General features: G+C 39.1%; 23 protein-coding genes and 1 riboswitch. Of the genes, 7 read left to right on the top strand and 16 right to left on the bottom strand.

Annotated elements, in window-relative coordinates; genetic code table 11:
• Positions 1-187 precede the first annotated feature (187 nt).
• Together DDV96_RS13830 and DDV96_RS15875 are read left to right on the top strand one after the other, a co-directional pair.
• Positions 188-427: a YtxH domain-containing protein gene (locus DDV96_RS13830; protein ID WP_116695374.1), complete on the top strand. Its 240-nt coding sequence runs from the start codon at positions 188-190 to the stop codon at positions 425-427.
• A 100-nt stretch (positions 428-527) separates the two neighbouring features.
• Positions 528-665, top strand: coding sequence for a hypothetical protein (locus DDV96_RS15875; RefSeq protein ID WP_165806015.1), 138 nt, complete (start codon positions 528-530; stop codon positions 663-665).
• Between the two features lie 20 nt (positions 666-685).
• Here DDV96_RS15875 and DDV96_RS13825 read toward each other — a convergent pair whose 3' ends face one another.
• The 3 genes from DDV96_RS13825 to DDV96_RS13815 form a co-directional block, all read right to left on the bottom strand.
• Positions 686-1645, bottom strand: a complete 960-nt coding sequence (locus DDV96_RS13825) for a YeiH family protein (protein ID WP_116695373.1) — start codon at positions 1643-1645, stop codon at positions 686-688.
• 78 nt (positions 1646-1723) lie between these two features.
• Positions 1724-2623, bottom strand: coding sequence for a LysR family transcriptional regulator (locus DDV96_RS13820; RefSeq protein WP_116695372.1), 900 nt, complete (start codon positions 2621-2623; stop codon positions 1724-1726).
• Positions 2624-2751: 128 nt separating this feature from the next.
• Positions 2752-3180 (bottom strand): hypothetical protein, encoded by a 429-nt coding sequence (locus DDV96_RS13815; protein ID WP_133240857.1) that lies wholly within the window; start codon positions 3178-3180, stop codon positions 2752-2754.
• Positions 3181-3324: 144 nt separating this feature from the next.
• Between DDV96_RS13815 and gcvT the strand changes: the two genes are divergently transcribed.
• Genes gcvT through DDV96_RS13795 form a run of 4 tightly spaced genes read left to right on the top strand, consistent with a single transcriptional unit; the run spans position 3325 to position 6482 of the window.
• A complete protein-coding gene (gene gcvT / locus DDV96_RS13810; RefSeq protein WP_116695370.1) occupies positions 3325-4407 on the top strand; it encodes a glycine cleavage system aminomethyltransferase GcvT in 1083 nt (360 codons plus the stop codon).
• Position 4408: 1 nt separating this feature from the next.
• Complete coding sequence (locus DDV96_RS13805; RefSeq protein WP_116695369.1) at positions 4409-5323, top strand: glutaminase; 915 nt, start codon at positions 4409-4411, stop codon at positions 5321-5323.
• A 12-nt stretch (positions 5324-5335) separates the two neighbouring features.
• Positions 5336-6196 (top strand): sugar nucleotide-binding protein, encoded by an 861-nt coding sequence (locus DDV96_RS13800; protein WP_116695368.1) that lies wholly within the window; start codon positions 5336-5338, stop codon positions 6194-6196.
• 4 nt (positions 6197-6200) lie between these two features.
• A complete protein-coding gene (locus DDV96_RS13795; RefSeq protein ID WP_116695367.1) occupies positions 6201-6482 on the top strand; it encodes a 4a-hydroxytetrahydrobiopterin dehydratase in 282 nt (93 codons plus the stop codon).
• A gap of 40 nt (positions 6483-6522) precedes the next feature.
• Here DDV96_RS13795 and DDV96_RS13790 read toward each other — a convergent pair whose 3' ends face one another.
• The 4 genes from DDV96_RS13790 to DDV96_RS13775 all read right to left on the bottom strand — a co-directional run bounded on the left by DDV96_RS13790 (position 6523) and on the right by DDV96_RS13775 (position 9614).
• Complete coding sequence (locus DDV96_RS13790; protein ID WP_116695366.1) at positions 6523-8073, bottom strand: NAD(P)H-hydrate dehydratase; 1551 nt, start codon at positions 8071-8073, stop codon at positions 6523-6525.
• A 164-nt stretch (positions 8074-8237) separates the two neighbouring features.
• Positions 8238-8474, bottom strand: a complete 237-nt coding sequence (locus DDV96_RS16230; RefSeq protein ID WP_449405530.1) for a CBU_0592 family membrane protein — start codon at positions 8472-8474, stop codon at positions 8238-8240.
• Between the two features lie 31 nt (positions 8475-8505).
• Entirely contained in the window at positions 8506-8991 is a 486-nt protein-coding gene (locus tag DDV96_RS13780) for a MarR family winged helix-turn-helix transcriptional regulator (RefSeq protein ID WP_116695410.1), read from the bottom strand.
• Between the two features lie 98 nt (positions 8992-9089).
• Entirely contained in the window at positions 9090-9614 is a 525-nt protein-coding gene (locus DDV96_RS13775; protein WP_116695364.1) for a GNAT family N-acetyltransferase, read from the bottom strand.
• Between the two features lie 120 nt (positions 9615-9734).
• Here DDV96_RS13775 and DDV96_RS13770 point away from each other — a divergent pair, with 120 nt between their 5' ends.
• Positions 9735-10859 carry a M23 family metallopeptidase gene (locus tag DDV96_RS13770; RefSeq protein WP_116695363.1) on the top strand — a complete coding sequence of 375 codons (1125 nt, stop codon included), beginning with the start codon at positions 9735-9737 and terminating at the stop codon, positions 10857-10859.
• 53 nt (positions 10860-10912) lie between these two features.
• Here the strand turns inward: DDV96_RS13770 and DDV96_RS13765 are convergent, their stop codons facing one another.
• From DDV96_RS13765 to DDV96_RS13725, 9 genes are all read right to left on the bottom strand, one after another.
• Positions 10913-12805, bottom strand: a complete 1893-nt coding sequence (locus DDV96_RS13765) for a potassium transporter Kup (protein WP_116695362.1) — start codon at positions 12803-12805, stop codon at positions 10913-10915.
• Positions 12806-12968: 163 nt separating this feature from the next.
• On the bottom strand, positions 12969-13685 hold the full coding sequence (locus tag DDV96_RS13760) for a DoxX family protein (RefSeq protein WP_116695361.1): 717 nt from the start codon (positions 13683-13685) through the stop codon (positions 12969-12971).
• A gap of 498 nt (positions 13686-14183) precedes the next feature.
• Positions 14184-15833 (bottom strand): ribonucleoside-diphosphate reductase subunit alpha, encoded by a 1650-nt coding sequence (locus tag DDV96_RS13755; protein ID WP_206074030.1) that lies wholly within the window; start codon positions 15831-15833, stop codon positions 14184-14186.
• A 180-nt stretch (positions 15834-16013) separates the two neighbouring features.
• The gene (locus DDV96_RS13750) at positions 16014-16988 is read right to left on the bottom strand and encodes a ribonucleotide-diphosphate reductase subunit beta (protein ID WP_116695360.1); all 975 of its coding nucleotides are present in this window, start codon (positions 16986-16988) and stop codon (positions 16014-16016) included.
• A gap of 109 nt (positions 16989-17097) precedes the next feature.
• A riboswitch (adenosylcobalamin-variant (AdoCbl-variant) riboswitch) is annotated at positions 17098-17191 on the bottom strand.
• 109 nt (positions 17192-17300) lie between these two features.
• Positions 17301-18272, bottom strand: coding sequence for a hypothetical protein (locus DDV96_RS13745; protein ID WP_116695408.1), 972 nt, complete (start codon positions 18270-18272; stop codon positions 17301-17303).
• A gap of 101 nt (positions 18273-18373) precedes the next feature.
• Positions 18374-19018, bottom strand: a complete 645-nt coding sequence (locus tag DDV96_RS13740; protein WP_116695359.1) for a hypothetical protein — start codon at positions 19016-19018, stop codon at positions 18374-18376.
• Positions 19019-19025: 7 nt separating this feature from the next.
• Positions 19026-19970 (bottom strand): hypothetical protein, encoded by a 945-nt coding sequence (locus tag DDV96_RS13735; RefSeq protein ID WP_116695358.1) that lies wholly within the window; start codon positions 19968-19970, stop codon positions 19026-19028.
• Between the two features lie 345 nt (positions 19971-20315).
• Complete coding sequence (locus tag DDV96_RS13730) at positions 20316-21458, bottom strand: serine hydrolase domain-containing protein (protein ID WP_116695357.1); 1143 nt, start codon at positions 21456-21458, stop codon at positions 20316-20318.
• 93 nt (positions 21459-21551) lie between these two features.
• The gene (locus DDV96_RS13725; protein ID WP_116695356.1) at positions 21552-23228 is read right to left on the bottom strand and encodes a hypothetical protein; all 1677 of its coding nucleotides are present in this window, start codon (positions 23226-23228) and stop codon (positions 21552-21554) included.
• Positions 23229-23374: the final 146 nt, after the last annotated feature.

Raw genomic sequence — 23374 nt, 5'->3', positions numbered from 1 at the left:
TATAAAAAATTGCTTGATTATTGGCTAAAACGACGGACAATTTTTAAAATGTTAATTCTTGTATATTTTCATTAACATTTCAGCATAAATAAATATTAAAGTGGGTCGCAAGTTATTGCAGGGTTTAAAATTGACTTATATTTAAAATAACATTCAAACAACAAACAAAATTAAAAAACAAAGAACTATGAACAACGGACAAAAAAAAGGAATTGCAGCAGCTATATTGGGTATAGGAGCTGGCGCTTTAGCTTGGTGGCAATATAAAAGAATGTCGCCCGAACAGAAACAGAAATTGAAATCTAAAGTCAACGAAGCCGGCGACAGCATCAAAGACACTGCACGAAACGTAGAATCTTCTATTTCTGAAAAGTACGACCAACTAAAAAACACGACCAAGGAAAAAGTAGAAAACATTAAAAACTGATTTTTTAATGTTCCTTATACCAAAAACTCCCGCTACACGGCGGGATTTTTTTTGTACTAAATTAAAACAAGAATTGTTTATCTTTAGGGAAAACATTTAGATGAAAAAACTCTTACGGATTATTGCAGCAGCTTGGGGTGCCAAAAAAATAGGCGGCGGTAAATGTGGCTGCATAGGTACCATTGTGGTGTTCCTTATTTTATATTGGCTTTTGGGTTTTGTGTTCGATGTGTTTTAAAACTACGGCTTCCCTCCTATTTATGTCACCGTTTGCATAATGACAAGCAGCGAAGCGACCGAAATGAATGCCCATATCAATACCGCCAAAGCCAAAGGTTTGATGCCAACCTGCTTTAAAGAAGCGTAGGTAAGGTTGGTACCGATTAAAAATAAGGTAACGGTCAAGGCAATTTTAGCCAGCGAAACAATGTGCGGAGCCACGCTTTCTATGCCGGGCACGTAGGTGTTTACGATAATGGCTACAATAAACAGGCCAATAAAATAAGGCACTTTTACTTTTTTTACGCTACCGGATTTGTACACGGCAAAAAGCACCGATACCGGCAATATCCATAAGGCCCGTGCCAATTTTACCGTGGTGGCCGTTTGCAATGCTTCGTTTCCATATTCATTGGCCGCGCCAACTACCGAGCTGGTATCGTGGATGGCAATGGCGCTCCATACCCCAAACTGATGCTGGGTCAATTCAAAAAAGTGACCCAAGACGGGGAAGATGAACAATGCCAGCGCATTTAATAAAAAGACAATCCCTATCGAGATGGAAATCTGCTTGGCGTTGGCCTTGATCACTGGAGCAATGGCCGCAATGGCACTACCGCCGCAAATGGCCGTTCCGGAAGAGATAAGCTGGGCGATTTTTTTATCTATTTTAAATAGTTTTCCCAACAAAATACCCAAGGTCAATGTTATGGCAATTGAGGCTACGGTCAACACAAAGCCATCTTTCCCAGCTTTAAGTGCACTGGAAACACTCATACCAAAACCTAAACCAATTACGGCAAATTTCAATAACCAACTTACGGCCTTCCCGCTTAATTTTTCAAATGGGTTGCCAGTAATTTGGGCCATGACCACGCCCATCAACAATGCTATGGGCGGGGTAATAAACGGAGTAAGGCATAAAAGGCACAAAACCGCAAAAAGGACTTTGGCCAAAATGGGCTTGCTATTGCTATATTTATTGTTTTTTGGTAACATGATATATAGTTTATGTTGATTTTACATAGCAAAAGTACAGCGCACGCACACGCAAGTCAAATGATAAAAAATCATCTATTATAACTTTTTGTTATAATGATACTCCAAAAAGTTCAAAAATAGATTAGCCAAGGAAGATTGGTGCCCTTGCTTGTAAATATAGCTGAATTTCCTATTTATTGAGAGTCCGTCGATATCGATGATGCCGAGTTCGGTGGTCTTTAATTCTTTTAAAATGGTATGGATACTTAAAAAAGCAACGCTTTGCCTATCTTGTATGTACGTTTTCATGCTTTCTGAACTGCCTAAACGAATGACCACTTGAAGCGATTCGATAGCCACACCAACATTTTTTAAAGTTTGTTTTATAATGTCCAAACTGCCCGAGCCTTCTTCGCGTAACACCAGGGGAATTTGCGATAAGTCTTTTACCGGCAACGTTCCTTTGTTGTAGAGCGGATGCCCTTTTGCGGCTACCAGTACGATTTCATCTTCCATAAAAGGATGGTAGGAAATCTCCCGGTTTTTGGAATGGCCTTCAATAAATCCAAGTTCTACCGAAGCATCGAGCACTTTATCTTCAACCTCCCGTGTGTTGGCATTGATGAGCGTCAACCGTACCTTCGGAAATTTCCGATGGAATTTGGACAAAGCTTCGGGAAGGATGTATTGGGCCATTGTGGTACTCGCGGCAATAGAAAGCTCGCCTTGTGTGCGGTCTATCAAGGCGTTCATGTCAAACTCTAAGGTGTTGTATTGCGCCATTAGTTTTTTGGTGTGCTCCAGCAACACGCTACCAGCACGGGTAAGGCTGATGCTGTTGCCCCTCCGTTCAAATAATTTTTGTTTAAAATGGTCTTCCAGTTGTTTTATGTGGCGGGTTACAGCCGGCTGAGTGATGTTAAGCTCCGATGCGGCTTTTGAAAAAGACATTCGCTTGGCAACGGTATAGAAAACCTGTAATTTATAGTGTACCATTATTAACAAAAGTAATACTTAATTCACAGGATTGAAAAAAGTATAAATTTTAATTTTGTTTTTTTACGGGTACAACTACAAATACACACGCCTTATTAAAGCCATGTTAGCCGTAAGTGGTACTTTTATTACTTTGCCAGAAGCTTCAGGCCTTTTATCATAGGAAGTTGAGAGTCATAAAACAAAAAATAGGCTACCTTTTCGGTTGCGTTTCTGTTCTTTGATGGTTTTTTAATAAACCTTGCTTTGGTGTCGCTAAAGTCTAACGTGTATTTTTCATCCATATCGGTTGTTTCATCACTATGGAAAAGAATGTCCTTTCTAACTAGTTCCCACGTTCCTCTTCCATATAGGTGCTCTTTGGGCTGTGTTGCGTCGATATTTCGGTAAAAATGAAAAGTGAAGGTTCCATCTGGCTTTAAAGAAAGGGTGTATTCGAGCACAGATCCTACATCGGTTTCAGTTCGTTTGCCGTATTCCCCTTCTATCGATGCGGTTTGGGCACTGGTCAATGCGATGGCAAAGATCGCAATAAGCAGAAGCAGTATTTTTTTCATTGAAATTGGTTTAGGGTTAGTATTCTTTCCGTACACCACCAAAATCATACCACTTTACAGAATACAGCCAACCCAAAAACATACCGGCAAATGCTTCGTTAGCTGTACATATTGTAATACATTTGCGAAAAAGAACTTTTTACGATGAAAAAAACAGCATTGTCACACATCCATGAGCAACTGGGAGCTAAAATGGTTCCTTTTGCAGGCTATAATATGCCGGTTTCTTACGAGAGCGTTACCATAGAGCACGAAAACGTTCGCAATAATTTAGGTGTTTTTGATGTTTCGCATATGGGCGAATTTTTGGTCACCGGGCCCCAGGCATTGGAGCTCCTCCAAAAAATTGGTTCTAACGACGCTTCAAAAGTGGTCGATGGCCAAGCGCAATATACTTGTATGCCCAATGAAAAAGGCGGAATTGTTGACGATTTGATCATTTACCGTTTTAATGCCGAAAAATGGCTGTTGGTCGTCAATGCATCCAATATTGAAAAAGATTGGAACTGGATTACCTCTCATAACACGATGAATGCTGAACTGCGGGATATTTCCGAAGACTATTCCCTGCTCGCCATCCAAGGCCCAAAAGCCATTGAAGCGATGCAAAGTTTAACTTCGGAAGATTTAAGCGCCATCAAGTTCTATAATTTTAAAGTTTCCGATTTTGCCGGCGTGGAACATGTGATCATCAGTGCCACTGGTTACACGGGCAGCGGCGGATTTGAAATTTACTGTAAAAACAGCGAAGTGGAACAAGTTTGGAACCGGGTTATGGAAGCTGGGGCCGCCTATGGCATCAAACCCATCGGGTTGGCCGCACGGGACACCCTTAGGTTGGAAATGGGCTTCTGCCTTTACGGAAATGATATTGACGAAACCACCTCGCCAATTGAAGCCGGTTTGGGCTGGATTACCAAGTTCAACCACGACTTTGTCAATAAAGAAGTCTTACAAGAACAAAAAGAAGAAGGCGTTACCCGAAAGCTTATCGGGTTCGAACTTACCGAACGCGGCATTCCCCGCCAAGGCTATGACATTGTAGATGCCGAAGGACTAAAAATAGGGCACGTAACCAGTGGGACGATGTCTCCCTCCTTACAAAAAGGGATAGGTTTAGGTTATGTTGGCAAAGAACACAGCAAAACAGGAACCGATATATTCATTCAAATACGTAAAAAAGCGGTCGCGGCAACTATTGTAAAACCGCCATTTTATAAAAAATAGCATGATCGATTACCAAGCCATTTTAGATACCATCACCAACAGCTTGAAGCATTCTGCCGTAAAAGGCGAAGTGCCCACGTACATTCCCGAACTCGCAAAGGTTAAGGATACCAATTTTGGGATGTACCTCAATCTGGTAGATGGTGAAAAATATGGCTCGGGCGATTGGGACAAACCTTTTTCCATACAGAGTATTTCCAAAGTATTGACACTTGCAAAAGCTGTCCCTCTTATGGGGAACAAAATTTTTGAACGGGTAGATGTAGAACCATCTGGAAACCCCTTTAATCATATGTCGTTATTGGAACTGGAAAAAGGGATCCCGCGGAACCCACTCATCAATTCTGGAGCCATCGTGATTGCCGATATGCTGGTCACTCACTTAGATGACCCGAAAGAAGAGTTTTTGCAGTACGTACGCGACCTGACCAACGACCAATCCATCAGTTACAATGAAAAAGTGGCCGAAAGCGAGGCCCGCACCGGTTTTAACAACTATGCGGCGGCCAATTTGCTGAAATCGTTCGGGAATTTAATCAACGAGGTGGAAGATGTTTTGGATTTTTACTTCCATCAATGCTCCATTGAGATGACGTGCGAGCAGCTATCCAATGCTTTTTATATGTTCGCCAACCGCGGTAAATGCATGCGCAACACCGCCCATCTCACCTTGAACCAAGTAAAACGCATCAATGCCATTATGCTTACCTGCGGATTTTACGATGAAGCCGGTGAGTTTGCTTTTGAAGTGGGATTGCCCGGAAAAAGTGGCGTGGGCGGTGGCATTGCGGCCCTGTTGCCCAACGAATTTACCATTACGTGCTGGGCACCTGGCCTAAATACACAAGGAAATTCTTACCTTGGGATGCAAGCCTTGGAGCTGTTCACCACGCAGACCAACCGCTCAATTTTTTAAACACCCTTTTTTTTGAATACCGAAACCGTACATAACAGAATCCTTATCCTGGGGGCGAGTGGCTTTATTGGCAATGCCCTGTATAAAGACCTCCATCCGTATTTCGACGTGTACGGCACCTATTGCCATCAGCACCAAGCGTATAAAGACAACCAAGTATTTCATTCGTTTTGTGTAGAAGAAAACAGCATTGGCGACCTACTGAAGAACCTGAAACCCCGCTTTATCATTGTTGCTTTAACTGGAACATACAGCGATAGGTTAAAACTGCTCCGTGACCTCTGTTTATATGCCGAACAGTTTCCGGAAAGCAGGATAGTGTATTTTTCTTCTTCTGAAATATTCGACGGCCAACGCCATTTTCCAGGATATGAATACGATAAGCCCGTTCCCGAAAGTACAGCTGGCCGATTTCATACGGCTGCCGAAAAATACCTTCAGGAACAACTCCCCTTTCAAACCGCACTATTAAGGTTGCCTTTGGTATTAGGCGTAAACTCGCCCACTTTGGTACAATTGCGGCAAAGTATGAAGCACCACGCCTCTTTTGAAATATTTCCCAAACACATTGTAAGCGCAACAACCCAAGACAAGCTTGCCCAGCAAACACATTACATCATCAATCAAAAATTGACGGGTATTTTTCATTTGAGCAGCAGCGACGTGATACACCACGACGACCTTTTTACTGAAATAGCTTCTAAAATTGGCTTTAAAATGCCTATATTTAAAAAGGTGTACAGCAGCAATGACGATTTGTACCGTGCCATTTTGCCACGGGACAATAAATTGCCCGGTAGTTTGCAGTTTTCAATTTCAGAAGTCATCGATGCCTGTACCCTTAAAGAAGAAATAATAACCTTTAAAAATTAAAAAAATGAGCACCTATTCAGAAAAAGAAATCAACGACAAACTCGATCAATTGGAAGGTTGGGAATACGAAGACAATGCCATACACACCGCTTTTGAGTTTGAAGACTTCAAAGAAGCTTTTTCGGCCATGACCCGGATTGCTTTTGAAGCCGAAAAATTGCAGCACCATCCTGATTGGCACAACGTTTACAATACCTTGAACATTACGTTATCCACCCACGATGCCGGTGGCGTAACCGATAAGGATTTTGAATTGGCAAAGGTTATAGATGGGCTTTTAGGATAATTGCACTATCATTTCAACTACGAACAAAAACTAAAGAAACTTACTTTTTTTGTTGTTCTTTCTGTTGTTTTTGCTGTTCCGGTTGCTCGAACAAACTCATATAAGCAGCGCCTATATTATCTATGATATTACTTGCCATCACGGCTTCGTAGCCCATTTTTTGTGAGGCGATGGCACCGGCAGTTCCGTGTAGGTATACCCCGAAAATAGCGGACAATAGCGGGTCGTACCCTTGCGACAACAAACCTGTAAGCATACCGCTTAGAGCATCGCCACTTCCGGCCGTTGCCATTCCTGGATTACCGGTCGTGTTGATGTAAAGGTTGTCGTCAAAAATTATGGCGGTATGCGCACCTTTTATCAACAGGACCACTTCGTGTTTTTTTGAAAACGCCTTGGCTTTTTCCAGTTTGTCATAATCGTCTGCCCACTCCCCTATCAACCGTTTCAGTTCGCCGGGATGTGGGGTTACTATTGCGTGCTTTGGCACTGCTTCCAGTAATTTTTTATGTTCTGAAATACAGTTCAAAGCATCGGCGTCGATCACCATCGGGGCTTTGGCTTTCTTAAAAAGGGTTTCCAAGGCTGCAACTGTTTTTTTGGCTTTCCCTATGCCCATCCCAACGCCAATGGCCGATGGCGTTATATCGTAAGCAATATCCGTGATTAGGTCGTCTTCCTTATCGGTTATTGTCATGGCTTCAGGGACGGCAGTCTGTATAATGTCGTAGCCACATTCTGGCACAAAGGCGGTAACCAGTCCGGCGCCGACTTTAAAAGCAGCCTTGGCGCTCAATACCGCAGCGCCTATTTTTCCGTAGCTTCCAGAAACGATCAAGGCGTGACCGTAAGTACCTTTATGGTCAAAGGCTTGACGTGGTTTGTAGAACTGCCGCGCCTGTTGCTTACCTATCAATTGTGCCATCGGTGTTGCTCTGTGAAGGAACTCCGTATCCAGACCAATATCAATGATATCAAAAAACGGAACAAATTTGCCCGTTTCCGGTAGAAAGAACGCCAGTTTTGGTGTTTGAAAGGTCAAAGCGTGGTTGGCCTGCACCACCGCTTCAGGATCTTCCAAAGCTTGGTTGGCGTAGAGCCCACTGGGAATGTCGATGGCCAAGGTAAAAGCCTTGCTGGCGTTGATGTGCTGTATCAATGGTTTTAACCAACCTTCTGGCGGACGGTTGAGCCCAATGCCGAACAAGGCATCGATAATGATGTCTTGGTCGTTTATTTCGGGGAAATCGTTTTCTGAAGTCATCAATTTTGGCCAATCATTGGTGGTTTCTTTAATGCGGTCGTAATTGATCAGAAAACATTTGGAGCGTTTATCGGTAAAATTAGCGACATAGACCTTTACCGTATAGCCTTTTTCTATCAACAACCGGCCCACGACCAGTCCATCGCCACCGTTGTTGCCAATGCCGCAGAAAATATGGATGGGCACCTTGGCGCCTTGCAATCTATGGTGCAACCAGTTGAATACTTGCGTGCCGGCATGCTCCATTAAATCGAGCGAGCTTATATCGTGTTTTTCGGTAGTGGCCTTATCGGCTTCGCTGAGTTGTTTTGCTGAAAATACTTTCACGGAATGTAGGTGTTTTTAAAAAGTTTGTTTGTGCAATTACCATTGCTGTAGTGAAAAATAGTAATTTTTTCATTGATAGAGATTTTGTTGTTACAAATTCTCATAATTAATACTAAAAACTATGCCGTCTTAATTGTGTTTTCGAGCCATTCTATAAAAGTTCTTTATTGCTTATTTGTATTAATAAAGTGTTTTCGAGCTCTATAAATAGAAAGTATGGCAATAATACTCCATATTAAATTGGTGACAAATGGAGGTATTGCATTATAATACAAACAATTAATTGCAATAAACATCCCTCCTACCATATTTAGGTAGCGGCTTTGCACACTAAAATCTCTTTTTTTTGATAAGGTGAGTCCATACGATAGGAGTATAAAAAAAGATCCTACCCATCCCATTAAATCTATAAGTATTTGCATAATAAGATGTTTAATATTTATTTAATAACTGTTCCATTCTAGTTTTAAAATCTAAATCTTCAATATTTCTTTCAACAATGCTAAGTTGTTCCAACAGTTTGCTGTTCCCTTCTAATAATTCTTCTAGAGCTTGCTCTCCGGCTGACCAATACGTTTCTAAAACAGGTAACTTTTCTTTGGCTTTTTTTGATAAGGTTAATTGATATTTTCGATAATCATTTTTGTCTTTTACTGAATCTATATACCCCTTTTTCTTCATTTTATTAATCAATTTTACAATAGCAGGATGTGATAAGTGTAGCAATTCTGAAATTTCCGTAACCGTTAATTGGTCATGTTTTTTCAGAATTAAAAAAATCATATGCCAATTGGGTTCTATATCCAAATTATGCTCTTTATAAAACTCTTTGGTTTGATAAACAAACAAGTCACTTAACCTTTTTAACCTTGCCGTCAAGCCAGGATAGCCCATTTCTATTAAAAAATCTTCTTCCATAATTAAAAGTACGTTACCGGTTACGCAAATATACAACATATATATGTAACTGGTTACATATATATGTTGTTTTAAGTAAATTTTAGGATTTTAATCTGCTACTCTTTTGTATTAGAAATACGATATACAAGCAGCTCTTCTTTATCGTCAGGCAGAAATGTAGTTCCAGTTTGCTTTAGCCCTAGCTTTTCTAAAAGCTTTTGTGAAGCCTGATTCTTTTTAGATGTATACGCCTGAATACGATGTATCCCGAATTCAGAAAAAAAAACATTCATTAGCTTAAATGCGGCTTCATAAGCAAATCCTTTTTTCTCAAATTCGGGTAAAAAAGCAAACCCAATATCAACGCCTTTCACCCCTTCCCTATCGTAAATTCCGCAAGTGCCCATCTTGGCTTGGTCTTCTTTTCTTATTACGGTATAATTGCCATAGCCCAACCGTTTCAGTTGTGGGGTCATTTTGTTTTGTATATAAGCCTTTGCATCTTCTAAAGACCTAATATTTCTATCGCCAATGTATTGCAACCATTTAGGGGTGTTCAGCAATTGGTATATAAGATTGGCATCTTCTTCTGAAGTAGGCCGCAATAACAACCGGTCGGTTTTAAACGTTTTGTAATGCATGACAGTTTTTTTGAGATATGGTAGTGGGTTTTTCAGGTTGTTTTCAAAGATACCACATAATAGTTAGTTGGAAATATTGATTATATTTACTTCTTTTTGTCGCAAAACCAATTAACTTATATGCGTTTAAAATATTGTGTTTCAATCCTTTTTGCACTGTGGATCGTGGTTACTTCCTGTAAAGCAGACGACCCCATAACCCATAGAAACGAATTTTTCGTGGCCTTGCCCACACCGCCCGTGAAAGTGAACAATACCGAAGGCAGCTGGTTCGTGTACGAATTGCACGTAAAAGCTCTTGTTATGGACAAACTGGAAATTTACCATAACGGTGCTTTGTTGCAAACCTATACCGACTTTATCACCAAAGACGATCAGCACCTGGCGAGCATCTGGTTGTCATATCCTCAAGCAGGCTGGAAAAATGAATTATTGACACATCAGTTTTATTATCGGAATGCTGAAGGCACCAACCTGAAAGAAGATTTTAACTTATCGGTTGAACAACAATATGCTAAAGCCAAAACAATAGCCTTTCCCGTTCCTGAAGGCACGTGGTTGGCCGAAGGTGCCCCGGGAAGCACGTCGTACCACACAAGAGCCATTTTCCCGTATCCCGAACCTGTTTACGATCCTGAGCAAGAAGGGTATTTAATTGGAAACAATCCACAGCGGTACGCCATAGATTATGCCCGTATAACGGACGGCCTCCCTTATAAAAACGACGGTCTGAACCTTGAAGATTGGTATTGTTACGACCAACCGGTAACCGCTGTTGAAGATGGCGTTGTGGTATTTACCGAAAACAGCATCCCAGACCACCAAACCCCCGGGGAATTGGATTACGAGATAACAGCAACCAATGTTACTGGAAATGTGGTGTATGTAGAACATCCCGATGGTACCATAAGCACGTATTGTCATTTAATTCCCAATTCGGTTGTCGTTCAAAAAGGCGATGTGGTGACTACCGGCCAGGAATTAGGGCGTTTGGGGAATTCTGGAAACTCATCAGCGCCGCATTTGCATATGCACCTACTTACTAACCCAGATGGTAAACAAATTGAGAACTATGAGGACGGCCTGTATTTTGAAAGCCTACCGTATGTGTTTCCGCAGTTTGAAAAGTTAGGGCAATTGCCTCCGGATTATTTAAACGAACCGCCTTTAACGCCCTTTGTTCCTACCGAAACCGAGTTCTACAAACAAACCCTCCCTGCGGAAAGTGATGTGATACGGTTTTGATTATTTTTTAAATTGTTTTCCCTTCAACAAAGTCGTCTTATTTTAGCTAAAGGTTAAATTTCCACCTGCATGCCTACTTCATACACTTGATCGGTAGGGATTTTAAAGTAACGTGTGGCATCTTGGCTGTTGGTCCGCATAAAAATATAGAATGAATCAGCAAGCCGGTTAGCCATAGACCCGCGTTTTACCAAAATGGTTTGCCGAGCCAAGTAGAATGTCAATGCTTCTTCGTCGTAGCCTTTTATGATTTCTTCTTCTTTCCAATAATCCAAAACGTGATGTATGGAAGGTTCTTCCAAGTAGCCGTATTTAAAAAGTACTTGATAGAAACCTTTTCCCAAATCGTTAATGGTCATCCGGTTCTCTTTTTTCACTTTTGGTTGGTTTTTAAACCCAATCTGTAGCATGATGACTTTTTCGTGAACCACTTTGTTATGTTTCAAGTTGTGCTGAAATGCCATTGGGGTGTCTAAAACAGCAGAGCTCATATATACGGCGACACCAGGGATATTGGAATAATCGTCCCTGTTGAAACCATCTACAAATTCATTCAGGTTAAAATCGTATTCCGCAAACTTTCTTTGGAGCAATTTCTGGCGGCTGGTCCAGATATAAAAACAAGCATAGACCAACAAGGCAATCAAAATTGGAAACCAACCGCCTTGTAAAAATTTAAGGGCGTTGGCCGTGGTAAAAGACAGATCGATGAGCAAGAAGAACAAACTCACGGGAACGACCAAGAACAGGCTCCATTTCCAATTGTTCTTCATCACGAAAAAAGCTAAAATATCGGTAATGACCATGGTAACCGTAATAGCAATACCATAGGCCACTGCAATATTTTCTGAAGATTGAAAACCCAGTACCACGCCAATGGTCAACACCATGAGCAAAAAATTTATTTTTGGCAGATACACTTGCCCTTGGTGGGTTTTTGAGGTATGAAATATCCTGAATCGCGGCAGATAATTAAGCTGAACGGCTTGAAATGTTAACGAGAAAGCGCCCGAAATAATGGCCTGGGAAGCAATAATGGTAGCCATGGTCGCTAAAACAATTAGCGGAATAAGGGCCCATTGAGGCGCTAAATGATAAAACGGGTTTTTAACAAATTCGGGATGTTGCAGCAATAAAGCGCCTTGTCCAAAATAATTGAGCACCAAGCCAGGGAGCACCACCGCAAACCACGCTTTCCGAATGGGAGAAACGCCAAAATGCCCAATATCGGCATACAAGGCTTCCCCACCAGTAACGACCAAAAACACCGCTCCCAATACAAACAACGTTATCTTGCCTTCATTCAAGACAAACTGAAACGCATAAACAGGGTTCACGGCTTTAAAAATAGCGGGGTTGTCCACAATCTGTAAGACACCCAGTAATCCCATGATAAAGAACCACACGAGCATAATGGGGCCAAAGAGCCTTCCTACCCTTTCGGTGCCGCGGCTTTGTAGCCAAAAAAGAAATATAAGCACTACAATGGTGATGGGTACCACATAATCTTTTAGTGCAGGGGTGGCAATCTCAATACCTTCAATGGCACTGATAACCGAAATCGCTGGCGTTAAAATACCATCGCCATACAACAAGGCCGCACCAAACAGGCCTACGAACATAATAAACTTATAAGGTAATTTTTTCTTACCATTGTTTTTACCAGCCGACAACACCAACTGCATCAAGGCCAAAATACCGCCCTCCCCGTGATGGTCTGCCCGTAATATAAAAATGAGGTACTTTACAGTGATGATCAATATTAGGGCCCAGAAAATAAGGGAAAGAATACCGTATATGTGCATTTCGGTCAAAGAGGCGGCGTGTTCTCCATTGAAACACTCCTTAAACGCATAAAGCGGACTTGTACCTATATCGCCATAAACGACGCCCAAGGCAGCCAAGACGAGTAGGGATGCTTTTTTTTTGGATTGTTGTTTTGCCAATGGTTTTAAGCTCTTATGGTTTTATGTTTACATAAGTTGCTTAAAAGTAAAATAAATAATTGCGATTAACGAACTATTTTTCTGGAATACTGCATTTAATAAAATTTCATGTTTCAGAAGAAGCACGATATATTGAAAAGTCTATGACCAATAGTTATTGAAATCATTGTACTGCTTTTTCATAGGTTTCCAAACACGAATCCAAACTCCCTCCTTTGCTATGGATGCATTCGCAAAACGCATATCCTGCTGCTTGATTGGCGGTTTCTTTAAATTGCTGTTTGCAATCGGAAAGGGAATTTCTGGGCATTACAGTGTATCCTGTTATAGAAAATGCAATGACCAAAACTATAGTGACAACCACTCCCGAAAAAAAGTAGTAGGGAAAATCCATACGGTAGGTGCCGGGTTTTTTAAAAACCAGATAGGTATGGTTTTTTTTGAATGGGAGGATGTATTGCAGTTTGTCATAATTCCATATCAGCAAAAAAACATTTGCAAGCACCATAAGTGGCGCAGTTATTAACGACCCTTCAAACCGAACGGCAAACGAAAGGATGCAAATATTTACAATGATAGGAAAATAGAGCAATGCCCCTAAGATTACGGTTCTGGGTATAAGCAGCAATACGGCTGCGATAACCTGTGCATAACCAATCCACGTATAATAATAGCCGGTATGGTGCAAGGCTTCTAAGTACGTGCCCATTGGGTGAATGGAGGACAACCCACTGGCAAAACGTTCGCCAAATATCTTTACCATTCCGGCGGCAATAAACCCAATGGCTAACGAGACCCTACAGAAGATAGCAAACAGCCAGTACCATCTATTGGACTTGATCTTTAGGTAAAAACGTTCAAATGTGGGGAGGGCATTCAATTAACACGCGCTTGGGTTACGGGTATAAATATACTGTATTAGTTTGCTTTTTTTGCACTTGTTGGTGTTTTAAAACGGTAAACTTATTTCCTTTCTGTATGGCGTTGCTGGAAAACACCAACATTGGCGTAAAATATCCGAGCCATCGGTTTTGTTTTGTTTTGCTTTTGCTAACGAATTACCAAGAAAAAATATACCTCCTATTCATTTTTTAGAGTTGTAGGAAAAATAATTGCATTCCTTCAAAACAATGAACTATCTATGGAGTATCTATGGAGTATCTATTGGGTTGACCCGTCCTAAAATGGCTGTATGACCCGTCCTAAAATAGCTATACAGGTTACTAAATAAATCCTGATATCATCATCAGCTCTTTTTCTTAATGATCACACTGAGCATAGGGCCGACCCAACCGGTATTCCATAAGATTGATAAACGATATAGTTTATTTTTTATACGTAACCCGTACAACTTTTGCCACACATTAATATTATTGAGTTATGCCTCACAACTTTCGCAGGATACCAAGTTGGTGATATATTCTTTTGAAACACTCTGGCTTCTTTGGTAATAAAGCGTTTTAATGCCTAATTGCCAAGCTTCGATCAATAATTTATTTACTTCCTTAATGGGCAGGTTTGAAGGAATGTTCAAGTTTAAACTTTGAGATTGGTCAATGTATTTCTGCCTGATGGACGCCTGTTGTATTATTTCCAATTGACTAATCTCCTTAAAGGTTTTAAACACCTGTTTTTCATCGATACTCAATTCTTTTAAATGCTGTACACTGCCGTTATTCAACATAATGCTTCGCCAGGTATCTTCATTGTTTATATTTTTTTCTTCGAGCAGTTGTGTTAGGTATTTGTTTTTTCGCATAAAATTCCCTTTAGAGAGCCCTGCTTTGTAATAATTACTGCTAAACGGTTCTATGCCCGGGGAGGTTTGTCCTAATATAGCAGATGAAGATGTTGTGGGGGCAATGGCCAATAAGGTCGTGTTTCTCCGTCCATATTCCTTTAGTAGTTTTGGTTCGCCATAAATAGCGGCCAACTCCTTACTTGCCTTGTCGGCTTCCTTTTTTATATGGTCAAAAATGGTGTTGGTCAATTGTTTTGCCTGCATCCCTTCAAAAGGGATTCTGTTTTTTTGCAAATAGGAATGCCAACCCAACACACCAAGCCCTAAAGCCCTATGGTTTTTTGCAAATTGGTTGGCTGATTTTAGGTAGTAATTATCTTCTGTTTTTACAATAAACTCTTGCAATACCGCATCTAAGAAATAGATCGCCAATTCAACTGCATTGGTGTCTTTCCATTCATCGTACAATTCTAAATTCATTGAAGACAGGCAGCAAATAAAGGACTCCTCTGCGCTGGAAGGCAACATGATTTCAGAACATAGATTGCTGGCATTAATTTGAATATCCTTGTCTTTATATACCTGTGGCTTATTTCTGTTTACGTTATCAGTAAAAAAGATATAGGGCAAGCCTTTTTCTTGTCGGCTTTCTAACACTTTGGCCCAAACTTCTCTTTTGGCAGTATCGCCATCGATCATCTCTTGCATCCAGTAATCTGGAACACAGACACCAAAAAATAAATTTTGAAGGGCATTCCCAATGTTTTTTATTTTCAGGAATTCTATTATGTCGGGATGGTCAATATCTAAATATGCAGCAAAAGCCCCTCTTCTAACCCCGCCTTGCGAAATGGTATCCATAGCGGTATCGAATAACTTCATAAAAGAAACAGCGCCACTACTTCTGCCGTTATCGGTCACGGCACTCCCTCGGCCCCGTAATTCCCCAAAATAGCCGGAGGTACCCCCACCAATTTTTGTTTGCATGATAACTTCCCCCAATTTATGCGTGATCCCTTCAATAGTATCGGGAACGTGCACGTTAAAACAAGAAATGGGCAACCCCCTTTCGGTCCCCATGTTTGCCCAAATGGGCGAACTCAAGCTCATCCAACCATTTTCTATTAATGCTATGAAAGGTTCTTTGAGCTCCGGTTTAAACAATCGTTTGGAAGCTGCCGTTGCTATTCGCTCTATGGCTCCTTTCACTGTTTCGCCTTTTAGTAAATATCCTCTGTTTAATATTTGCTCACTTTCTTCATTGAGCCACCAATATCTGTTCATCATGTTATTGTTTTTTTATTGTTAGGTAAGGCAACACTGGCTTATTCACTACCACTTTTAATCATATAGCTACGATAAAGACCGTTTCATCAAGCTTTGTACGGCCGTCGCGTAACTTTAATGCAGTGCTTTAAAATTGGGTGTTACCTAATGAATTTGCACTATTGTTGTTATAATTGCTACTTAAAATAAATCGGCTGCGGTAATGCTTTTGTCGTGTTTGGTATACTCTACAGGTCGTTTTGCAAAAAAATCGTCTAAAGAGTTGGCAAAAACCTCTTCTTCAAACCACTTCATTGGCCTGTACTGTTCTGTTGAAATATGATACGTTTTGTTTATTCCAATTTCGGCAAGGCTTTCGTCAACACGGAATTTCATAAAATTGATCAAGTTTTCCTTGCTTAAATTTTCAATAGCGCCGGCTGCAAATATCCAGTCCAATATTTCTTCTTCTACAGAGATGGATTTTCTAACAATGGCGATTATTTCTTTTTGTGTTTCTTCATCAAAGAACTCTGGAAATTCTTTTTTGATTTGATTGATGATGTAGATCCCAGCATTGGCATGCACTTGTTCGTCGACAGAGGTCCAGGCAATGATGTTACTTACGTTTTTCATATATCCTTTGAACCGCGTAAAAGATAGAATAATGGCAAACTGGCTAAAGAGAGAAACGTTTTCAATCAATATGGAAAAAAGAATCAAAGAAAAAACATATTGCTTAGGGTTTGCAGATTGCGTAAACGCCAATGCTTCGGTTAAATAGTCCACCCGTTTTTTAATGACCGGTTCTTTCATGAGGTTTTGAAATTCATCTTCATAGCCCAAAACCGACAGCAAGCGCGAATAGGCCTCTGAATGGCGGAATTCACACTCGGCAAAGGTACTGCCCAACCCATTGAACTCAGGCTTGGGTAGGTGGTGGTAGAGGTCGCCCCAAAATGATTTCACGGCCACTTCTATTTGCGCAATGGCCAACAGGCTTTTTTTTATGGCTTCTTTTTCGTGTGGGTTTAGGTGGGAATGAAAGTCTTGCACATCGGCGGTAAAATCCAATTCGGAATGTACCCAATACGATTTGTTCAATAATTCGGTAAATTGTAAAACTTCCGGATATTCGAAGGGTTTGTAATTGGTTCTTTTTTCAAAAATGCTCATAAGCTTTATATTTTAACGGTTAATTAAAACACAAAAAGCAATATGGAAAAAGACGGTAGAATACCCCTTTCTACAGATTTGCTTTTTATGCGAAAACAAATCTTGCATTATTTAAGTAGGTAATCTGGCTTACGAAAGTACTCGCTTACAGTTGCGCAACAGCTCGTGATTTACACACGATTCCCCTATTATAGCTCTTAAATAACAAAGACAAGACGAAAGTATCCATAATAATTCAATACCTGAAATATACTTTTCACATCTTATCAACAAGTGCGGGTTAAAAGGTCTTCAAGTTGTTTCTATATGGGACTAATCAGTGATAAGAAATGTTTTAAGCATGTTTTTACTGCGGGTGTTTGGCACTTCAGATATTAACGCATAGGTACCGGGCTTAAGCGTTTCCGTAAAGTAAGCGTGGCTGCCTGCTGGCATATCATTAACACCTCCCAAAAAGGTGAAGTTCTCTGGAGCCGGTTCTATAAGTCCTTTGGGGTTGGCCCAGTTCATCCAGCTTTCTAAGGTGGCAAGGTCCGATTGTTCATTCAATCGTACCAAGTTGATATCGTGGCCCACAAAGTTTTCGTGTTGAACTTGATCATTAAAAGTAACAGAAAATGTATGTTTTCCAGAAGGAATGGAATCTTTAAACGTAATTCCGTTTTCTCGTGATAGTTCTATAGCATAATCGGCTGTAGGTTCTATTATACCAGATTGAGCTTCTGAAACTACAAACTCGTCTATCATACCCATTGTAGTATGGAATTCACCATTACTCATTTTTACGTAGCATTCCACTATATAATAGCCAGGTTGTAATTCAAGTGTCGTTTCGCAGGTTTTGCCAGCAGATACTAGTCCCGACCCTCCTGAAAATTCAACATCTTGATACCACTTGGGAAGTTTCCCAAACTCGTCCATGGCTTTTTCATTATCGCCTTCGTTAATAAAATTCATTCCACTTGAAAAATAAGGAACTACTTCTGCTTGCGCATCAGCTATTGTTTTCCCTTCAGGGTATTTTTCAACTAGAAAGAAATGAACTTGAGGCGATTTATTGATATACCGGAATGTATTCCATCCTGAGGTAATAGTATCAGGCATTTGAAAGTCCATGCTTTCTGTTACTATCTCCACCACTTTTTCTTTTTCTACTTCAACAGGTTTTGATTGGTCTTGTTTTTTATCATTTTTACAAGATTGCAGTAATATAGCAGTAAACAGGACCGTAAGTAATACCAAAGTAAGGTTATTATTTACACTACATTTTAATAAACGTATCATAATAAAAGTGTTTGGTTGTTGCTCGTTTGCAAACTTCAAGTGTGTTTTTTTTAAATCAGTTTTAATCGTAACAGTATCATATACAAATCTTTACAAACGTATTATCGATGCACCCCATCACTACAAGGTAACGCTTCCATGGTTTTATTAATTTCCAAAGCTTTGGCCATTACTGTAATTGGGTGAAAGTACTCTTTAAGTATATATTGAATGTTAGTTAAATAATAGAGTAGTTCGTTGGTATCATCTTCCATATTTTTAGGGGACTGAAACACTTTTGCTATATAATATTCCATTTCATTTAATGAATCTTCATCATATTGATAAATGCGACTTATGTTTTTTATATAACTTAATAAGTGCGTTTGCATTGTTAAATTTTTTAATGAAGTATTGGTATCAGAAGAGTTAAATTTATTCCATAAATCTTCAGTACAATACATAATACTGGTAGAGTTAAGTAACATAAGTTCTTGTACACCGTATAAATCATACTTTTTAAAACAATCATCAGCATTATCGATTTTTGATTCTAAATGTCGGTACTGATGAACATAATAAGCTATTGACCCTAGACAATTTCTATATTGTAAAAACTCATCTTCATCAATAGGTTCTTGTTTTAAACTATCTATCCTTTTATCCGCCTTTTTTTTAAGTACTTCATATATTTGGTCTATTTCTTGTGCATAATTGTTAGCTGTTGTGCATAGTAATAAAAGAAGGCATATATATATTTTTTTCATGTTGTTTCTATTTTATTAACTGTTGATATTGAGTGGGTTTAATAGTTTGCTTTTGAGCGTTAATATTGGTACAAATCATAGTTAAAGGTTTCTCATTGGGATTATTCGATTGAAAGGCCAACTCCATAATCATATCATTTTTCCCAGAGTATAATGACTTTGGTATATACGCTGTTTGTGCAATCCCTCCTTTGTATTGAACAGGCGTGTTTCTAGCAATAAAAACAACTAAAACACCTTCATCGGTTGTAATTCTATATCCTCTACACAAATGGCCTAGTATTTTTTTATAATCCAGTTTTTCAATCTTTGGGTTTGTGTTTGAGGTATTTTTACCGGGAACACTATTATAATTTGCTGAATACAACAGGTGATCATTTGCGATTGGCAAGGCAGTTTTAACATTGTCGCCTACCAATAAAAACATGGCTTGTTTTTCGGTATCCATTAGCACGATGTTTTCAGTTTCAATATCATAAAAAGATATACCAAAGTATTCTTTCCCGGGTTCAAAGAATAATGCTTTTTGTTCACCTCCACTTCCATTGTTCATTGTATATAATACCGAATAAGAAAACGTATAAGAATCGTCTAGACTGGTTATCGATTTAGCTCCCATGGCTTTTTTAAATGCTTCAGTGGCATCTACTTCTACCTCATCTTGTCCTAATTTAATAATAGGCAACCCGTCTTTTGTTTTTTCAGTTGTATTGGTGGTTTTTGAAGTAGTTGAAGTTGTTTCACTTGTTTCCGTAGAAGGTTTTTTATCTTTTTTTATAACGTCATCTATGGTCTTATTGGTCCCCTTTGAAACTTCCTGGTCTGTTTTGTTTAAAACGGTTCTTTCTATCGCATTTTCTGCTTTTTCTTTCAGTTTTTTAAAGAACTGTGCCTGACCAGATAATGGAAGTATAAAAAGGCCAACTATAACTGTCAGTTTAAACGTATTCATATTGCTATTATTTAAGTAATGAATGGATTACAAATTAATAGCGTAAAAATAAACTAGTGTACTCATGAAGCGTATCACATATGTTTCAAGGACGGTAACATATGTAACAAAACATATAAGTTTACTGATTAATAGGTGTTTATAAGACCGTTATTGCCTGAAGATTATTTTCTTAGATATTATTACTATTCAGAACTGCGGCTAATTAATAACGCAACCCCAAGCTACGGTAAAACCAGTACAGCCACGAGCGTAATTCTACCCTTGTTGGTGATTTTCAACAACAAGTTAATTGCTAGCAATATCTTATGTGTTGGTGCAAAACAGCAACATTGGCGTATAAAGTTATTTTTTTCGATATGCTATTTGTTCACTATCAATAAATCCATTTAAAAGAACGATTTTATCTACCATGTCTGTGGAGTCTCGTGAAAATCTCATAGATGCATCCGCTTCTTTCATATAAAATTGATTAGATGATTGAGGGACTAAATAGACTTTATTTGGCCCCATTAATACAAAAAGACTATCATTTGAGTTAAGCACTTCAAAATTCACATTTTCATTCAATGCGTACTTCCCGGTAAAATCTTTTAGAATGGTTTTGTCAATATCAAAAGGTTCTCTTAATAAAGGAAGTGTAAACTCCTTTCCCTCAAGTATTGCATCAATGCTATTTGATATTTCATTTGCTACGGGATGTTTACGGTTGCTCAACACAACAATTGATTTTTTATTTTCTAGATCATTTACTATGGAATAACTAAATCCATCAGTGTCCAAATAACCATCCATATGTATTTGTTTTGGATAAGATTTTAGTATTTTCATTAAATCATTAGCAGTAGATTTCAGTCCGTTGCTACTAAATGCTTCTTCAAGGTTATAAACTGGTGCTTTCTCTAATTCCAATCCGTTACCGCTATAATTATGATAAAGATAACCTACGGCACTAGATGTTTCGTTTTTTTGAAAATAGGTGTTTTCTAATCCCAACTCGGCACTATATTTTGCTATGTTTTCTTGATAACTTTTATTGGTTACCTTCTCAATTAGTTGTCCAGCAATATTGTAGTCAACATTAGAGTCGTGCTTCATTAAATCCCCTACACGAATATCAGATTCAATTTCTGGTAGGTGTTCGGATACTTTATCTGTCAATAAGATTTTCTTTTCTTTTACTAATCTATTGATTAAGTCGCTTGTAATTAATTTTGTTATTTCTCCTATTTTAAAGGCTGTCTTGGACGAAAAAGGCACCTCATTTTCATAGTCGGCTAATCCAAAACTTTGATTATATATAATGCTGTCATCTTTAGCCACTACTATTGTTCCGCTAAAACGGTTTAGTTCTAAATAGCGATTAGCGAGTGTATTTATTTTATCCTTGCTCTGTATTTCGAGGTATTCAGATTTATTTTTATTGTCATTTTTGCAAGACCACAAAATGGACAGCAAAATTGTGAAGTACAGTATTTTTTTAGTCATTCTTTCTTAATTATTTGTGCCCTTATTAGTGTTTGCAACCATAAAAACCCAGCGTATATAACTGGGTTTTTATGGTTTAAAAAAGATAAGGTTTTACTGCCGTACATACTCTTCTTGATATATTTTAATTCTATCAGGACCTAATATGTGTACGGTCTCTGTACCACCTTCATCATAATCCAAAATATAGTTTGTGCCATTGTAGTGATAGGTTCCCGTACCTTCTTCCACATGTTCACGCGTTGTATTCTCATTGTCCCCTGTTATTTCACAGTCTTCGTTGTACAGTATATTGTAAGCAATTTGTATGGTGGTCCAACTGTAGCTAAAGGTATTATCTTCGTAAAAGGTGAAATTACCAAACATGGTTTCTTTTCCATCAATAATATTAGGGCAACCCGCTGCATACAGGTTTTGATATTCCCCCACCGGTATCTCGTTATAAAAAATCACCATATCCCAAAAGCCTTTCAATGGATTTTTAACGACAATAGGAAACGAACCTGTCACCTCATCATTATACAAATCTGTATAGGTATAATTAAGCGTGGTAGTTATTTCTTGTTGGGCAGCGCCTTCGGCTATTTTCAGCTTAAAGCTTACCGTTCCGTTATTAAAGTGTTGTTGCACAATGCTTACGTTATTATCTGCTACCGAAAAGTCAAACATTTCATATCGGTATTGTTCCAAAGCTGCTTCTTCCTGGGTTCCGTTTTCAGGAATAGGCACCGGCGTATTATACGGTTCTACCTGTAAGAAAAAGGACACTTGACTGTTGTACCATGCAATAACGTTATTTAAAGTGGTGACAATAAAGTCGTTGATTTTGGTCACATATGAAAAGAAGTCGCTGATGTATTCATTAGTATCGGAAGCATCTGAGGCTTGCAGGCTTCGCAATCCATGAACGGCATTCAGGCTTGTTGATACACCAGAAACAAACTCAAGGGTAGCCAATTTTCCTCCTGTTCCTTCGGTGCGTGAGGAAACCATATTTTCAAAGCTTAAAAATGCGTGTTTAATGGTATCCTCCATAAAAAACGTGCAATATTTAACTGCTTTGGTGAATGATACAACCGCCAATGCAGCCGATACTATTGAAAGAGGCATCGTTCCCGGATTTGCCAATAAGGCTGCTCCAGCTCCAAAAACCCCTGTCTGAAATTTTGCCTGCCTGCATTTTGAAAAATTCTGAAAGGGTTCTAAACCTTGTTGTCTGCTGTATGCCAGACTAAACATATCTTCATTCATTTGAACAAAAATAGCTATGTCTTCTTTTTCTACAGGACTAAGCGAATTATAATATTGATTGAATCCATCGATAAACTTTTGTGAATTTTCCCCTACCGTCGTTGTAGTATCGATTTCAGCATTGTCGATCACCTCAAAAAAGGGAGCCATGGTTTCTTCAACTGATGCGTTTAATACCGATTGAACAACTTTATACCGCAGTTTTATATCCAAAGCAGGAATACGCAACACATTGTTTTCGCTGTTTGCATTTGCCAGTACCGGATCTACATAAAACATCAATAGATCCTCCTCTTCCTTCTGTGAATTGACCACCGTAATAGGTTCGCCGTTAAAGGTAGCCTCATAGGAGTTTTCAGAAAATTCCTTATCATATATATAGACAAATTGCGCTGTAGAAACCTCACCGCCAAAATTTATTTCTTCTTGATTTTCAGGATCGTCACTGTTGTCTTCAGTAGCGCATGACGTCATTACCAGAACAAACACTGATACCATTATAAACTTTATGTATTTCATGAATAAAACATTTAATTTGTAATACTATATAGGTTGTACAGTCTGTTTAAACACTAAAATATGGACCTTGTTGACATAGGTGAGCTATGCGGTTGCAATGATACCAAAAACAGCTTTTAAACTTTTAAATTTTAATAGTCAAATAT

Source organism: Marixanthomonas spongiae, from assembly GCF_003095375.1.
Classification (GTDB): Bacteria; Bacteroidota; Bacteroidia; order Flavobacteriales; family Flavobacteriaceae; genus Marixanthomonas; species Marixanthomonas spongiae.
This window is presented reverse-complemented; position numbering and strand designations above follow the sequence as displayed.

Excerpts from the sequence above, each read along its gene's own strand:
- DDV96_RS13830 (WP_116695374.1), top strand. The coding sequence starts at position 188 with ATGAACAACGGACAAAAAAAAGGAATTGCAGCAGCTATATTGGGTATA.
- DDV96_RS15875 (WP_165806015.1), top strand. The coding sequence starts at position 528 with ATGAAAAAACTCTTACGGATTATTGCAGCAGCTTGGGGTGCCAAAAAA.
- DDV96_RS13825 (WP_116695373.1), bottom strand. The coding sequence starts at position 1,645 with ATGTTACCAAAAAACAATAAATATAGCAATAGCAAGCCCATTTTGGCC.
- DDV96_RS13820 (WP_116695372.1), bottom strand. The coding sequence starts at position 2,623 with ATGGTACACTATAAATTACAGGTTTTCTATACCGTTGCCAAGCGAATG.
- DDV96_RS13815 (WP_133240857.1), bottom strand. The coding sequence starts at position 3,180 with ATGAAAAAAATACTGCTTCTGCTTATTGCGATCTTTGCCATCGCATTG.
- gcvT (WP_116695370.1), top strand. The coding sequence starts at position 3,325 with ATGAAAAAAACAGCATTGTCACACATCCATGAGCAACTGGGAGCTAAA.
- DDV96_RS13805 (WP_116695369.1), top strand. The coding sequence starts at position 4,409 with ATGATCGATTACCAAGCCATTTTAGATACCATCACCAACAGCTTGAAG.
- DDV96_RS13795 (WP_116695367.1), top strand. The coding sequence starts at position 6,201 with ATGAGCACCTATTCAGAAAAAGAAATCAACGACAAACTCGATCAATTG.
- DDV96_RS16230 (WP_449405530.1), bottom strand. The coding sequence starts at position 8,474 with ATGGGATGGGTAGGATCTTTTTTTATACTCCTATCGTATGGACTCACC.
- DDV96_RS13780 (WP_116695410.1), bottom strand. The coding sequence starts at position 8,991 with ATGGAAGAAGATTTTTTAATAGAAATGGGCTATCCTGGCTTGACGGCA.
- DDV96_RS13775 (WP_116695364.1), bottom strand. The coding sequence starts at position 9,614 with ATGCATTACAAAACGTTTAAAACCGACCGGTTGTTATTGCGGCCTACT.
- DDV96_RS13770 (WP_116695363.1), top strand. The coding sequence starts at position 9,735 with ATGCGTTTAAAATATTGTGTTTCAATCCTTTTTGCACTGTGGATCGTG.
- DDV96_RS13755 (WP_206074030.1), bottom strand. The coding sequence starts at position 15,833 with ATGATGAACAGATATTGGTGGCTCAATGAAGAAAGTGAGCAAATATTA.
- DDV96_RS13750 (WP_116695360.1), bottom strand. The coding sequence starts at position 16,988 with ATGAGCATTTTTGAAAAAAGAACCAATTACAAACCCTTCGAATATCCG.
- DDV96_RS13745 (WP_116695408.1), bottom strand. The coding sequence starts at position 18,272 with ATGATACGTTTATTAAAATGTAGTGTAAATAATAACCTTACTTTGGTA.
- DDV96_RS13740 (WP_116695359.1), bottom strand. The coding sequence starts at position 19,018 with ATGAAAAAAATATATATATGCCTTCTTTTATTACTATGCACAACAGCT.
- DDV96_RS13735 (WP_116695358.1), bottom strand. The coding sequence starts at position 19,970 with ATGAATACGTTTAAACTGACAGTTATAGTTGGCCTTTTTATACTTCCA.
- DDV96_RS13730 (WP_116695357.1), bottom strand. The coding sequence starts at position 21,458 with ATGACTAAAAAAATACTGTACTTCACAATTTTGCTGTCCATTTTGTGG.
- DDV96_RS13725 (WP_116695356.1), bottom strand. The coding sequence starts at position 23,228 with ATGAAATACATAAAGTTTATAATGGTATCAGTGTTTGTTCTGGTAATG.